This window comes from Photobacterium sp. AWH4_225, assembly GCF_056158405.1.
Window position 1 is genome coordinate 81,667 of sequence record NZ_JBSWTF010000001.1, and the last position, 14,248, is coordinate 95,914.

Consider the following 14,248-nt stretch of genomic DNA (forward strand, 5'->3'; position numbering starts at 1 on the left):
AGTTCGATCATAATTATTTAAACATTCGAGCATAATAATGATGATCTTAATCAATTTATTGTCTATAGTGCTCGTTATCGAGCATTTGCGCGCGAAAAAGAACATTAACGAAAGTCGGTAGTCGAGGTGGTGAAATGGCAGCAAATAACGAAGTATTGGATCTGATTGTCGTCGGGGGCGGTATCAACGGCGCAGGTATTGCTGCGGATGCGGCAGGCCGTGGCCTGAAGGTTGGCCTGTACGAAGCTCAGGATTTCGCATCGGCCACGTCGTCGGCCAGCTCGAAGCTGATCCACGGCGGTCTGCGCTACCTAGAACACTATGAGTTTCGTTTGGTTGGTGAAGCACTGGCTGAGCGGGAAGTGCTACTGAAAAAAATCCCCCATATCGCTCGCCCAATGCGTTTCCGCCTGCCACACCGCCCGCATTTACGCCCGGCATGGATGATCCGCGCCGGCTTGTTCTTATACGACCACCTTGGCAAGCGCACCACACTGCCGGCAAGCTGCGGCCTGAAGTTTGGCGATGAGTCGGTGCTGGTACCGGAAATTACCAAGGGCTTCGAATACTCTGATTGCTGGGTCGATGACGCCCGTTTGGTGATCCTCAATGCCATGGAAGTGGCCCAGCGCGGTGGCGAAGTGCGTAACCGCTGCAGTGTCGAAGCTGCCGAGCGAGACGGTGAGCTGTGGCGCGTGACGGTTCGCAACAGCTTGACCGGCGAGGTGTTTGAGCGCCGCTGCCATGCATTGGTCAATGCGGCGGGGCCGTGGGTCAAAGCGTTTTACGATAAAAGCCTGGCGCTGCCGTCACCACGTAATATCCGCCTGATCAAAGGCTCCCATATCGTGGTTCCTCGGGTACATGGTGAGGAGCAGGCGTATATCCTGCAAAATGAAGACAACCGTATTGTCTTCGTGATCCCTTACCTCGACCGTTTCTCGATCATTGGGACGACGGATGTTGAATACAATGGCGATCCGCGCGAGGTGGCTATTGATGACAATGAAATCGGCTATCTGCTGGATGTCTACAACAACCACTTCGTCAACAAGCTAGATCGCGACGATGTGGTGTGGACCTACAGCGGGGTGCGTCCGTTGTGTGATGACGAATCTGATTCACCGCAGGCCATCACCCGAGACTATACGCTTGAGCTGGAGCAGGAAGGCAGCCAGGCACCGTTACTGTCTATCTTCGGTGGCAAGCTGACGACCTACCGCAAGCTGGCCGAGACGGCGATGGCCAAGCTGGCACCCTTCTTCCCGCAGATGGCTCAGCCGTGGACGGCGGACGCTTACCTGCCGGGTGGCGAGGCAGGTTTTGATGCCAAGGGACATGCCGCGAATTTGCAGCAACGTTTTCCATGGCTGGAAACGGTCGCGGCTGAGCGCATGGCGACAAATTACGGTAACCGCAGCGAAGATATCTTTGCCGGAGTGACTAGCGAGGCAGACATGGGACAGCAGTTTGGTGCCGGCTTCTATGCCAAGGAGTTGGAATACCTGCTGCGTTTCGAGTTTGTCCAGCAGGTTGAAGATGTACTTTGGCGTCGCAGCAAGCTGGGCTTGTACCTCAATCAGGAACAGCAGCAGCAAGTGGCCGAGTTTATTGCCAACTGGCAGGCGGGCCATGAAAGCGCAGCGTAATAGGGATGAATAGAGAATCCCCAGAACTGAATTAGCTGCAAAAAGTAGAAATAGTAAAGTACAAAGGCGCCGAGGGCGCCTTTGTTGTATCTGGGGGTTATCGTCTTACTGGTAGAGATATTTGGTAAACAATAGCTCGGTCAGTAGTCGTTTGTTGGTCTCGATCAACAGCAACTCGTTGACCTTGTTCAGGCATGCCTGGCGGATTTCCTCGCGGCCCGCCAGAGATTTAACCCGGGCTTCGGACTGCTGGCCGATGATGCTGATGATGGCATCGCGGATCAGCGGGGCATGGTGCTCAACTTCCGGGATGAGGGAGGGGTCAGCCACCATGAGATCAACCTGTAGGCGGAGATAGCCGATTTTCTTGCCTTGGGTGACATAGTTGGTCGTAATGTCTGGGGCCAGGGTGTAATAGGTGTATTGTGGGTTGGCCGGAGCGCCGTCATTGGCTGAGGCTGATACCGGCACCAGTAAACTCGCCAATAGGAAAAGTAATCCAGGTAAAGTCAATTTCATTATGATGCTCATAGAGTTATTGGTTTTTATGGCTGCAAATGAGTTTCTTTCGATCGTAACGATATTCGTACTGGTTACAGCTTGCTACAATAGTGTTTCTTCATGGTAATAAATTAACCTTGATCTACCAAGCCCTAGCCGGCTATTGGGTAGAGATTTTGTTGGAAAGATGTCGAAATTCAAACAGTTGTACAAGCCCATGCTGGACAGTGCCCAATGGCAGGCACCGGAACAAACAGTCATTGAAGGGACTGAGTTTGGGCATTGGTTGTTGGAGTTGGACTCCTTGTCGCGTCGGTTCGAGCGTCACTGCCGGGCATTTACCGTGTCTCTGGAAGAGCAGGGGCAGATCAGCCGTGAGCGTTTAACCGACGATGAACGTGCCTTGATTGGTGATGTTGACTGCCTTCTCCGCAAGGTAGTATTAAAAGGAGATGGTGTGCCGTGGGTGTTTGCCAGAACCCTGATCCCGATGACCACCCTGACAGGCCAGGAGCAGGATTTGGCACAACTGGGGGAAATGCCACTGGGATTCCGGGTATTTACTGACCGCACTGCACGCCGAGATGCGCTGGTGGTCGCCAATGTCGGAACCGAAAACCAACCGATGTGGGCAAGGCGCTCGCGGTTGTGGCTCAATGACAAGCCACTACTGGTGGCAGAGTTGTTTTTGCAGGAAGCACCGATTTATAAGGAGACCCTAAGTTGGAAATGACCAAGATGAAAGCGTTCTGGCAACTGGCGCGCTTCGATCGCCCTATTGGTAGCCTGTTGCTGTTGTGGCCGACGCTGTGGGCGTTGTTTTTGGCCGCCGAAGGTATGCCCAACCCCCATGTGATGGGGGTGTTTGTCCTCGGGGTGATTTTCATGCGGGCGGCGGGTTGTGTGATCAACGATTTTGCCGACCGTAATTTTGATGGCCATGTCAAACGTACCGCCCAGCGGCCAATGCCGTCGGGTAAGGTGTCGGAACGTGAGGCGCTGGCCTTATTCGGTTTGCTGGTACTGGTATCGTTTTTGCTGGTGCTAACCATGAATACCCTGACCATCATGTTGTCGGTGGTGGCGGTGATTTTGGCTGCGGCTTACCCTTTCATGAAACGTTATACTCACCTGCCGCAATTGGTGTTGGGAATGGCGTTTGGCTGGTCTATCCCGATGGCCTATGCGGCCCAGGCCGGTGAATTACCTGCGGTGGCCTGGCTGCTGTTTGTCGCCAATATTCTGTGGACCATCGCCTATGATACCCAGTATGCCATGGTTGACCGTGACGATGACGTCAAGGTTGGTATCAAGTCGACCGCTATCCTGTTTGGCCGTTTCGACAAGATGATCATTGGCTTGCTGCAGTTAGGCACTCTGGTGCTGCTGATTGCGGTTGGGGCACTCGAAGGCATGTCCCAGGTTTACTACTGGTGCTTGTTGTTAGCCTCTGCGCTGTTTGTTTACCAGCAGATGCTGATCCGCGGCCGTGAGCGTGAGCCTTGTTTCAAAGCATTTTTGAACAACAACTATGTCGGTATGCTGATCTGCGTCGGTATCGCAGCCAGTACCTACTTAGCCTAGGTCTTCGGCCAAATCCGAACCCACCTGATTTTGAAAAGCGCCGCTAGCGGCGCTTTTTTTGTGTCTCTATAGCGGTAAAGAGTATAGCGATAACAAGTCTAGGCATAAGCTTTGGGGTTACCGTAGGCCAATAACTCAAAAAGCTGTTCAGTTTCCGCCTCGAAGACTAGCACAACAACGGGATGACAAAACCGACAGGTGAAAAAAAGGCTGCCATTGGCAGCCCTTAGTGCTAATAAGCCTGTGATTACGCGTCGGCTTCGGATTCGTCGCCTCGGTCTTCACGGTTCATCACCGCTTGGATGGTCAGCTTCACTTCCGGTGATACCAAGGCAGCCAGCTGCTCGGCCAGTTGCTCGACAGGTTGCGATACCGCGTGGCACTCCTCGTTGAGGTAGCCTTCGCTGCGCAGGGTCTTCACCAAGGTGGCAAACACACCCTTGTCGAAGAATTCCGGTGCATTGATACCGTGCAGACGGCTCAGGCGCTGGGCCATCATCTGGCTCTGCTGCTCGAGATCGCTCTTCATCAGCTGCGGCTCGGAGTTGAGCAGGGTCAGGGCAATGGCATAACGCTGCAAAGTTTCCGTAATAGTGCGGGCCAGTAGGTGAAGCGGGCCGATACGGGCGCTGTTGAGGGTAATCTTATCGCCATCACGCAGTACTAGACGCTGGCGAACCAGCTCTTCTACTTGGCCTTCAATCACCGATTCCAGCTCTTCTTTGCTAAAGCGCAAGAACAACTCGGCCTGCAGGAATGGGTACAGGCGACTGACCTGCTCGACAATCTCGGCCACGCTCAGTTTCTGGTGGTGGATAACGATATTGGCGATCAGCGATGGCATCGCAAACAGGTGGATGATGTTGTTACGGTAGTAGGTCATCAGGATTGCCTGCTGGCGGTTCAATGACACCATTTCACCTAGGCTGTCACGTTCGACCACGAACTTGTCCATCTCGATGGAGTGTTTGACCATCGTCTTGGCATCTTCGTCCGGCACGGTGAACTGACCTGAGTAAGGGACATTGCGCAGCAACTGTAGGTAGCAGTCGATTTGCTGTTCCAGATCCTCACGGCTCAGTGCACGCTGACGGGCAGCAAGCAGGGCGACACCGCACAGGGTCAGGGCGTTGGTTGCCGCAGCATCGTTGATATGTGTCATCATCTTCACTGCAAGATCGTTTACAACCGGGTTCAGCCATTGTGGGCGTTGCGGTTCGATAGGGTCGATATCCTTGTGCCACTCAGGAACATGTTCGTTAAGGTAGTGGTTAAGTGGGATAGGTTCACCGAAGTTGACGTAGCCTTGACCAAGGTTGCGCAGTTTGCGTAGGGTACGGATCACCTGGCCGAGGTTTTCCTTCTCCTTGCGTTTTCCGCGCAGCTCTTTGGCGTAAGTCGCCACTTCCATCACATGCTCGTAACCGATGTAAACCGGGACCAGGGTCACCGGACGGTTGAGGCCGCGCAGCATCGCCTGGATGGTCATCGACAGCATACCGGTTTTCGCCGGTAGCAAACGACCGGTACGGGAGCGGCCGCCTTCACTGAAGTATTCCACCGAGTAGCCTTTGGCAAACAGCTCGGCCAAGTATTCACGGAATACGGTCGAGTACAGGCGGTTGCCCTTGAAGCTGCGGCGGATAAAGAATGCGCCACCACGGCGGAAAATCGGGCCAGCAGGGAAGAAGTTGAGGTTAATACCCGCTGCAATATGCGGCGGCACCAAGCCTTCACGATAAAGTACGTAAGATAGTAGCAGGTAATCCATGTGGCTGCGGTGACACGGCACGTAGACAATCTCGTGGCCGTCTTGGGCCAGCTTGCGCACCTGCTTGGCATTGTTGATATTCAGCCCTTGGTAGAGCTTGTTCCACAGCCAGCCGAGGAAACGCTCACCGCGCTTGATCAGTGAATAGGAGAAATCGGCCGCAATTTCTTCCATCATATCGACGGCTTCTTTGCGTACCTTCTCGATTGGCACATCTCGGCTTGCGGCTTCTTCTGCCACCACTTTCTCAATGGCTTTGGAGTTCAGTAGGCGGTTGAACAGCACCTGGCGGTCCGGCAGTTTCGGGCCGGATGCGGCCAACTGCTGACGCGAGAAGTGGATACGCGCCACCCTTGCCAGTTTATTGGCAATCGAGTCGTCGGTACCGTGGTGATCAGCCATGTAGCGCAGGGATACTGCCGGGCTCAGGCGCACCATACAGTCACGGCCATGGCCGAGAATGGTGAAGAACTTCTCCGGGCCATTGAGTGGGCGCAATATCGGCTTGTGATTTTCTTCTTTGCCAGGCTTGCGGCCCCACAGAATGGACGCAGGGACAACCTGGATATCCAGCTCACTGTCTTGCTTGTGGTGCTCGAGCAGGGCGGTGAACAGATCAATCGATTCCTGCGGCAGCTCGGTCTTGTCACCGAAGACGCTTGGGCCATCGGAAATATAGACATAGCGAACAAACTGTTGTCCGTTGAGCTCTAGCGGCGCCAGCGGATCAGGCAGTCCTAGTTTCTGGGTGCTGCTGCGCAGCGTCATCAAATCTGTGTTTGAGCGGAACGGCAGGATGTAAACAATCGGGCGTTCCAAATCCAATTCCAGATCCGCAACTGGATCGGAGGGGATTGAGTGGGTTTTAACCAGCAAGGAAAGCGGCAAATCCAGTATTTTTTGATAGATTTTCTGCCAACTTGACATATCTTTTACTAGCCTCGAATTCTTAATGCGTGGCAAGGATAGCAGAAAAAAACCAGTTATAAGCAGCGAAATAGCACAGACTTGCCGTTATATGACATTTTTATTGATTTACATACCGTCTTTGGTATCCCTTTTAGGTATTGGAAATGGTGGCTTACAGCAAAGAAGCCCTGCTGGTGAATTTACGCCAAAATTGTTGTTTTCCTAAACAATAGCCTTTTCAAGCGGCAGAACACTGGATATACTCACAGTGAACTGTATAAAAAGACAGGGTGAGTTATGAAGCCGTTAACGCCGCGCCAACAAGAAGTCTTTGATTTGATCAAAGCAAAAATTGAAGATTCTGGAATGCCGCCAACACGTGCTGAAATAGCCCGTGAACTCGGCTTCCGTTCTGCCAATGCTGCCGAAGAGCACCTCAAGGCACTGGCTCGTAAAGAAGTGATTGAAATTATTCCCGGTGCCTCACGCGGGATCCGACTGCTTGGCAGCAATGATGATGAAGAAAGCGGTCTGCCGCTGATTGGCCAAGTGGCTGCCGGTGAGCCGATATTGGCTCAGGAGCATGTCGAAACCCATTACGAGGTAGATCCGTCGCTGTTCAAGCCACGCGCTGATTTCCTGCTGCGGGTAAACGGCATGAGTATGAAGGATATCGGGATCATGGACGGTGATTTACTCGCTGTGCACAAAACCCAGGATGTCCGTAACGGCCAGGTGGTTGTGGCCCGAGTTGAAGACGATGTGACGGTTAAACGCCTCGAGCGCAAGGGCGCGCAGGTTCTGCTGCATGCCGAGAACGAGGAGTTTGCTCCTATCGTGGTCGATCTCAACACCCAGCATCTGTCTATTGAAGGTATCGCCGTCGGGGTGATCCGCAATACCGACTGGATGTAACCGCGCGGTATAAAAAATATCCATAACCACTTTACATGTGGTAATGATAGTCATTATCATCTCTGTGTTAGAAGGAGATGATAATGACAGAGTCCGTCCGCCATGATATTCCCGCCGATCTGCTCCAGCCGCTGTGGCTCCTTAGCCGTGAAAGTCTGGCCGATGATCGCCTGATTTATGATCCCGTCGCAGCGGCGGCTTGCTCCCAGTGCAGCCTCAAGCCCGAATGCCTCAAGGGCAATGTCTCCCAGCAGCAACTGCTGCATGCCAGCCTAGCACAGATTTGTGACCGTCAAATCCAACAGTTTTTGCGCCGTCATCCCGATGGACGGATCGTCAATCTCGGCAGTGGGCTGGATACCCGTTTTTACCGGGTGGATAATGGCCGCTGTCGCTGGTTTGATATCGATGTGGGAGAAAACCTGCTTTGGCGCCAACGACTATTCCACCGCAGTGAACGCTACCGGATGTTGCCTGGTTCAACCTCGGATTTATCCTGGCTGCAAGCGCTGCCTTCGATGTCAGGTGCGCCGGTTTTGGTTCTGTGCGATGGGGCGTTGCTGGCCTCCAGCGAGTCTGAGCTGGCTCAGGTTGTCCAGTCATTGGCCTGTCATTTTGGTCGTTTTGAGCTGTGTTTGGTGGTGGCCGGTGATTTGTGTCAGTCGCCACTGGCCAGCAAAATGGGCGTCGGAAAACCTTTTGGCCATGCATTGCGTGACCCGCAACGCAAGATGCTGCAGTGGTTGCCATGGGCAACGGCTGTGGGGCGTTATAGTCCGATGGACAGCGCTTGCTTACGATGGAAAAACTGGCAACGTTGGTTAGCCCGTGTGCCTGGCTTGAAATTCCGTATGCTGCCGGTATTGCTGCATATTCATCTGTAAATCTTACAACTGGCACAGAGTTGCTGCTACACATCTCCTATTTGTATCTAGCATGCAATATGCCAGTTTGGATTTTTTCTCTACTTTTCCTTTCTATTTTTTTGCGTAATCTCACGATCCTGTCCTAAGTTAAAATGTAAACAAACTGTTAACCGTGTAACTGTGGATGACAATACATCTGCAGCGTCTGCAGGGAAGACTCTGATCATTTTGCGCTTCCCCATGAACTATTTTGTGTTCACGGGGGTATTTGATAGGAAAAGGATAGGAGGGAGCCGGGTGATGATTCGCCATCTGATGTGCTGTCTGTTTGTTCTGCTGGCCGTGCCAGCAAAGGCAGACGTCCAACCCATGCCACTGAACATGACTCAGGGAGTAACCGAGGTCAGCCAGCGGGTGTTCGATCTTCACATGACGATTTTCTACATCTGTGTGGCGATCGGTCTGGTGGTTTTCGGGGTGATGTTCTGGTCTATCATCCACCACCGCAAGTCAAAAGGGGCTGTTGCAGCCTCCTTCCATGAAAGTACCAAAGTGGAAATCCTCTGGACGGTGATCCCGTTCGTAATCCTTATCATCATGGCAGTGCCTGCTACCAAGACCTTGTTGGCTATGGAAGATACGACCCAGGCCGATATGACCATCCAGGTCACAGGTTCGCAATGGAAATGGCACTACAGCTATTTTGGTGAGGATGTCGAGTTCTTTTCGCTGTTAGCTACCAGCCCTGCCCAAATTGCCAACGAGCGTGAAAAACGCAGCAATTACCTGCTGGAAGTTGACCGCCCGCTAGTGCTGCCGATTGGCAAGAAAGTGCGCTTTTTGATCACCTCTCAAGACGTGATCCACTCTTGGTGGGTACCGGATTTTGCGGTGAAGAAAGATGCCAATCCCGGGTTTATCAATGAAGCTTGGACCCGTATCGATGAGCCGGGGATCTACCGTGGTCAGTGTGCCGAGTTGTGCGGCAAGGATCATGGTTTTATGCCGGTGGTGGTGATTGCCAAGCCGCAGGCAGAGTACGAAGAGTGGTTGCAGGCCACCAAGGTTGCCCAGCAGCAGGCGCGCGAAGAAGAGCAGCGCTTGCTGGCGATGCAGATGGATATGGATGAGCTGATGACCTTGGGCGAGCAGGTTTACAACACCCGTTGTGCCATGTGTCACCAGGCCAATGGCCAGGGGATCCCTGGGGCCTTCCCGGGATTGGCTGGTCAAGGCTTATCGGTTGACCCTAATGCCAAGCTGGAACACATCAGTATCGTTGTTCACGGTAAGCAGGGAACGGCAATGCAGGCCTTTGGCCCGCAGTTGAGCCTCAAGGAGCTGGCGGCAGTGATCACTTATGAGCGCAACGCCTGGGATAACAATACCGGAGACACCGTGCAGGCTGCCGAAGTGCAGGCTGTGATGGACGGTCAGGATCTATAGGGGAGAGAGTGACGATGACGGATATGTTGCGTGAGCAGACCGAGGTCGAGGAAACCCAGACCGAGCAGCATGAACATCACGAACACCACCAGACCGGTCTCAAGCGCTGGCTGTTTACCACCAACCATAAGGACATCGGTTCGCTGTATTTGATGTTCAGTTTTGCCATGTTCCTGATTGGCGGTGCAATGGCGATGGTGATCCGGGCCGAGCTATTCCAGCCCGGTCTGCAGTTGGTTGACCCGAACTTCTTCAACCAGATGACCACGGTCCATGGTCTTATCATGGTATTCGGTGCTGTCATGCCTGCATTCACAGGCCTTGCCAACTGGATGGTGCCATTGATGATTGGTGCACCGGATATGGCACTGCCGCGGATGAACAACTGGAGCTTCTGGATCCTGCCTTTTGCGTTTGCCATGCTGTTGGCCTCATTGTTCATGGAAGGTGGTGGTCCCAACTTTGGCTGGACCTTCTATGCACCCCTATCAACAACCTATAGCCCGGAAAGTACCGGCCTGTTCGTCTTCGCAATCCATATTATGGGGATCAGTTCGATTATGGGGGCGATCAACGTCATCGTCACCATTGTCAACATGCGTGCACCGGGCATGACCTACATGAAGATGCCGCTGTTCGTTTGGACTTGGCTGATCACGGCATTCCTGTTGATTGCGGTGATGCCGGTATTGGCCGGGGCGGTGACCATGGTGTTGACCGATAAGTACTTTGGTACCAGCTTCTTCGATGCTGCTGGCGGGGGCGATCCGGTCATGTTCCAGCACATCTTCTGGTTCTTCGGACACCCGGAAGTGTACATCATGATTTTGCCGAGTTTTGGTATCATTTCGGCGATTGTTCCTGCCTTTTCGCGCAAGAAGCTGTTCGGTTATAGCTCAATGGTGTATGCCACCGCGTCAATTGCCGGCTTGAGCTTCCTGGTTTGGGCTCACCATATGTTTACGACCGGGATGCCGGTGGCAGCCGAGCTGTTCTTTATGTATTGCACCATGCTGATATCGGTCCCGACCGGGGTCAAGGTGTTCAACTGGGTGGCGACGATGTGGCGTGGCTCACTGACCTTCGAAGTGCCGATGCTGTTCGCCATAGCTTTTATTGTGCTGTTTACTATCGGTGGTTTTTCCGGCCTGATGCTGGCAATAACACCAGCGGATTTCCAGTACCATGACACCTATTTTGTGGTGGCCCACTTCCACTATGTTCTGGTGTCCGGGGCGATATTCTCGATTATGGCGGCGGCTTATTACTGGCTGCCGAAATGGACAGGACATATGTTCGACGAGAAGCTGGCCAAGTGGCACTTTTGGTGTTCGATTATTTCGGTCAACATCTTGTTCTTCCCGATGCACTTCCTTGGCCTAGCGGGGATGCCGCGCCGGATCCCCGATTATGCGTTGCAGTTTGCTGATATCAATGCGGTGGTGAGTATCGGGGGGTTCCTGTTCGGGTTGTCCCAGCTGATCTTCCTTGCGGTGGTGGTGAAGTGTGTTCGCGGCGGCGAGAAAGCGGCTGCCAAACCGTGGGATGGTGCTGAAGGGTTGGAGTGGACGGTAGCCTCACCTGCTCCACACCATACGTTCTCGACCCCACCTAAAGTGGATTAACGGGAGGGATAGCGATGGATAAGCCCCAGTTTGATCAAGGCCCTGAGAAGAGCATGGAGCCGGCAAAGAAAAAGCAGCGCTCTATCTGGTCACTGACCCTGATGGCGGTGGCGATGTTCGGCTTCGCGTTTGCCTTGGTGCCCCTTTATGACGTGTTCTGCGATATCACCGGTATCAACGGCAAAACGTCGGATACCCAGGCGGCGGCCAGCGAACGGGTCGATACCAGTCGCGAGGTCACGGTGGAGTTTGTCTCGTACATCAACCCCGGTGTGCAATGGACGTTCGAGCCAGAGGTTAAGACGCTGGTGGTTAACCCTGGACAGACCCACACCATTACTTACAAGGCCAAGAACTTGACCGGGCAAGAAACAGTTGGCCAGGCCGTACCTTCGGTCAGCCCGGGCCAGGGAGCACGTTACCTGAATAAAATCGAATGTTTCTGTTTCAACCGCCAGCCGTTGGCTGCGGGCGAAACAGCCAGTTTGCCTCTGATTTTCTATGTCGACCCGGAACTGCCAGAGGATATCAACACCTTGACCCTGGCCTACACCCTTTATAACGCCCAGCCGGATGCGCCGGCTCAAACGCAATGAGGTTGAATGATGGCGAATCCTTATTCTGAACATGATCAATCTGTGACTCCTCCGCACGAGAATTACTATGTGCCTGAGGCCAGTGGCTGGCCGATAGTGGGTGCGATAGCCTTGTTTCTTATTGCCATGGGGGCGGGGGCTACGGTCGGGGATCTCTTCGGTGGTCAGGGGCCTTGGATTTTGCTGTCCGGAGTCGGTTTGTTGCTGATCATGCTGGTGGGCTGGTTTAGGGATGTGATCAGCGAGTCGATGGCCGGGCTGTATAGTCGCCAGATGGATCGCTCGTTCCGCCAGGGAATGAGCTGGTTCATCTTCTCCGAGGTGATGTTCTTCGCTGCCTTCTTCGGGGCACTGTTCTATGCCCGGATGATAGCTGTGCCATGGCTCGGTGGGGCAGGAAACAACGCCATGACCCATGCAGTGCTGTGGCCGGATTTTGTCGCTCAGTGGCCTTTGGTGATGACCCCTGGCGGGACGGAAACCACTGCGATGGGGCCGATTGGCCTGCCGCTTTACAACACGCTGATCTTACTGGCGTCATCGGTTACGGTCCATATTGCCCACACCGCTTTGGAGCAGGATAACAGGCCTAAGCTCAAGCTCTTCTTGCTATTAACAGTACTGCTTGGTTCGCTGTTCATTTACTTGCAAGGGGTGGAGTATGTCCATGCCTACCAGGATATGGGGCTGACTTTGGATGCGGGGATTTACGGTAATACCTTCTTTTTGCTGACTGGGTTCCACGGCCTTCACGTCACCCTAGGGACAATCATTTTATTTGTTGTCTGGCTGCGGGTATTGCGCGGTCACTTTACCCCCGAGAAACATTTCGCTTTCCAGGCCGGGGCTTGGTACTGGCACTTTGTTGATGTGGTCTGGCTCGGGCTGTTTGTGTTCGTTTATATCCTGTGAGGCTAGACAAGGCCCTTAGTATGGCCTTGGATTGGGGGTGATGTAACCGCTGGCCAGCGCAATTAACAGCAGGGCGAACAGAAAGACAGAGAACAACACCCGGCGCCCGAGGTGACGAGACATTGGCTGGTCTTGCTTGCCTTTGAGCATCACGGGCAAGGCACGGAACAGATTCAACACGATAAAGATCAACAGGCAAACAATCAGGGCTTTCAGCAACATAGAGGTCTCCGGTCAGGACTGGGTGAATCATGCGTCGGATAGGTTTTATTCTTTTTACTGTGGCGGTACTGGCGACATTGGTCAAGTTGGGTTTTTGGCAAATGACCCGCGCCCAAGAAAAAGAAAGCCTTGGTCATGCGCTGAAATTTCGCAGCGAGCAGATGTACTACAGTCTGGCAAGTCTGCCCTCAGATCCTCGTTGGTACAGCTTGACTCTGCGGGGGGAGTTTGACCACAGCAAGGCGGTGCTGCTGGATAACCAGCTTTACCAAGGACGTCCGGGCTACCACGTGCTGTACCCCTTTGAGGTTGATGAAGGTTGGGTGTTGGTGAATTTAGGGTGGATTGCGGCACCGGCCTACCGGGAGCAAATTCCTGTGTTGCCGGAACACCATGGCGAGGTGCTGGTGAATGGGATTATTGCGCCCCCTTCGGCATTGCTGGAGTTGGCTCCAGAGGTGATGGGGCAGGGCTACCCGCTCAGGGTGCAGAATATCAGCATGACTGATTTGGCTGACCACATGGAATTAACCCTGCCTTCCTGGGTTTTGCAGATTGATCCCGATAGCCCGCTGGCACTCAATCAAACCTGGATCCCGGTGGTGATGGGGCCGCAAAAACATTACGCCTATGCGCTGCAGTGGTTCTTGATGGCGCTGGCAGTATCAGGACTTGCCTTTTGGTGGTTGAGACGGAGTAAACCATGAAGAAACAGGGAACGTTACTACTACTTTTCGGTGCTTTCGCCTTGCCGGTAATTCTGGCCAAGCTGATGCTTGATCTCAACTGGTACCAAGGCGGAGTGACTAACCGTGGTGAACTGTTGGAGTCACCGCTTGCGTCGGAGTGGCTGGGTGAAAGCCGCCAGTGGCAATTGATTTATTTGCTGCCTGAGCAATGTGATGAGCTGTGCCAGGGAGCCCTGTTCAATCTGCGCCAGGTCCCGCAGGCTGTTGGTGCCGAGCAAGACAGGCTCAGCAGTGTCCTGTTGATTGATGGTGATACGCTTGATGAGCAATCCGGAGAGGTGAAAAAGCAGATGTCCGGTATCGAGCAACGTCAGGTGCCCGATTATGTAGTCAGTCAGCTCAAGACCCTGGAGTACGGTGCCAAGGCAATCTACATTGCTGACCCATTGGGAAATGTGATGATGGCCTACCCTTTGGTTAAAGGGCAGGTGGCGATATTGGCACAGGGTAAGGATGTGCTGAGGGATCTCAAGCGGTTGTTGAAGATTTCGAAAATCGGCTAG

The 14,248-nt window shown here is 53.4% G+C and carries 14 protein-coding genes; 11 read left to right on the plus strand and 3 right to left on the minus strand.

Translation table 11 applies throughout. The features are described from left to right. Positions 1-134 precede the first annotated feature (134 nt). Positions 135-1,649: a glycerol-3-phosphate dehydrogenase gene (gene glpD / locus ACXAD4_RS00415; RefSeq protein ID WP_475237821.1), complete on the plus strand. Its 1,515-nt coding sequence runs from the start codon at positions 135-137 to the stop codon at positions 1,647-1,649. 105 nt (positions 1,650-1,754) lie between these two features. Here glpD and ACXAD4_RS00420 read toward each other — a convergent pair whose 3' ends face one another. Continuing rightward, positions 1,755-2,168 (minus strand): flagellar basal body-associated protein FliL, encoded by a 414-nt coding sequence (locus ACXAD4_RS00420; protein WP_317524155.1) that lies wholly within the window; start codon positions 2,166-2,168, stop codon positions 1,755-1,757. A 169-nt stretch (positions 2,169-2,337) separates the two neighbouring features. On the opposite strand from ACXAD4_RS00420, the gene ACXAD4_RS00425 reads away from it, so the two are divergent. Beyond that, entirely contained in the window at positions 2,338-2,883 is a 546-nt protein-coding gene (locus ACXAD4_RS00425) for a chorismate lyase (RefSeq protein WP_475237824.1), read from the plus strand. Then, positions 2,880-3,734 carry a 4-hydroxybenzoate octaprenyltransferase gene (gene ubiA / locus ACXAD4_RS00430; protein WP_475237826.1) on the plus strand — a complete coding sequence of 285 codons (855 nt, stop codon included), beginning with the start codon at positions 2,880-2,882 and terminating at the stop codon, positions 3,732-3,734. Before ACXAD4_RS00425 ends, ubiA begins: the two co-directional genes overlap by 4 nt. A 247-nt stretch (positions 3,735-3,981) precedes the next feature. Here the strand turns inward: ubiA and plsB are convergent, their stop codons facing one another. After that, positions 3,982-6,432, minus strand: coding sequence for a glycerol-3-phosphate 1-O-acyltransferase PlsB (gene plsB / locus ACXAD4_RS00435; RefSeq protein WP_475237829.1), 2,451 nt, complete (start codon positions 6,430-6,432; stop codon positions 3,982-3,984). A gap of 279 nt (positions 6,433-6,711) precedes the next feature. Between plsB and lexA the strand changes: the two genes are divergently transcribed. From lexA to ACXAD4_RS00465, 6 genes are all read left to right on the plus strand, one after another. Next, on the plus strand, positions 6,712-7,329 hold the full coding sequence (lexA, locus tag ACXAD4_RS00440) for a transcriptional repressor LexA (protein WP_475237832.1): 618 nt from the start codon (positions 6,712-6,714) through the stop codon (positions 7,327-7,329). A gap of 83 nt (positions 7,330-7,412) precedes the next feature. Then, positions 7,413-8,213 (plus strand): class I SAM-dependent methyltransferase, encoded by an 801-nt coding sequence (locus ACXAD4_RS00445; protein ID WP_475237835.1) that lies wholly within the window; start codon positions 7,413-7,415, stop codon positions 8,211-8,213. A gap of 282 nt (positions 8,214-8,495) precedes the next feature. Further along, the gene (gene coxB, locus ACXAD4_RS00450; RefSeq protein ID WP_317524148.1) at positions 8,496-9,641 is read left to right on the plus strand and encodes a cytochrome c oxidase subunit II; all 1,146 of its coding nucleotides are present in this window, start codon (positions 8,496-8,498) and stop codon (positions 9,639-9,641) included. Between the two features lie 14 nt (positions 9,642-9,655). Then, positions 9,656-11,266: a cytochrome c oxidase subunit I gene (gene ctaD, locus ACXAD4_RS00455; RefSeq protein ID WP_475237837.1), complete on the plus strand. Its 1,611-nt coding sequence runs from the start codon at positions 9,656-9,658 to the stop codon at positions 11,264-11,266. Between the two features lie 14 nt (positions 11,267-11,280). Next, on the plus strand, positions 11,281-11,862 hold the full coding sequence (locus ACXAD4_RS00460; RefSeq protein ID WP_475237839.1) for a cytochrome c oxidase assembly protein: 582 nt from the start codon (positions 11,281-11,283) through the stop codon (positions 11,860-11,862). A gap of 9 nt (positions 11,863-11,871) precedes the next feature. Further along, positions 11,872-12,774, plus strand: coding sequence for a cytochrome c oxidase subunit 3 (locus ACXAD4_RS00465; RefSeq protein WP_475242673.1), 903 nt, complete (start codon positions 11,872-11,874; stop codon positions 12,772-12,774). Positions 12,775-12,789: 15 nt separating this feature from the next. Here ACXAD4_RS00465 and ACXAD4_RS00470 read toward each other — a convergent pair whose 3' ends face one another. Then, a complete protein-coding gene (locus tag ACXAD4_RS00470) occupies positions 12,790-12,996 on the minus strand; it encodes a DUF2909 domain-containing protein (RefSeq protein ID WP_039457142.1) in 207 nt (68 codons plus the stop codon). A gap of 29 nt (positions 12,997-13,025) precedes the next feature. On the opposite strand from ACXAD4_RS00470, the gene ACXAD4_RS00475 reads away from it, so the two are divergent. Continuing rightward, positions 13,026-13,703: an SURF1 family protein gene (locus ACXAD4_RS00475; RefSeq protein WP_475237840.1), complete on the plus strand. Its 678-nt coding sequence runs from the start codon at positions 13,026-13,028 to the stop codon at positions 13,701-13,703. Beyond that, on the plus strand, positions 13,700-14,248 hold the full coding sequence (locus ACXAD4_RS00480) for a cytochrome oxidase (RefSeq protein ID WP_475237842.1): 549 nt from the start codon (positions 13,700-13,702) through the stop codon (positions 14,246-14,248). Before ACXAD4_RS00475 ends, ACXAD4_RS00480 begins: the two co-directional genes overlap by 4 nt.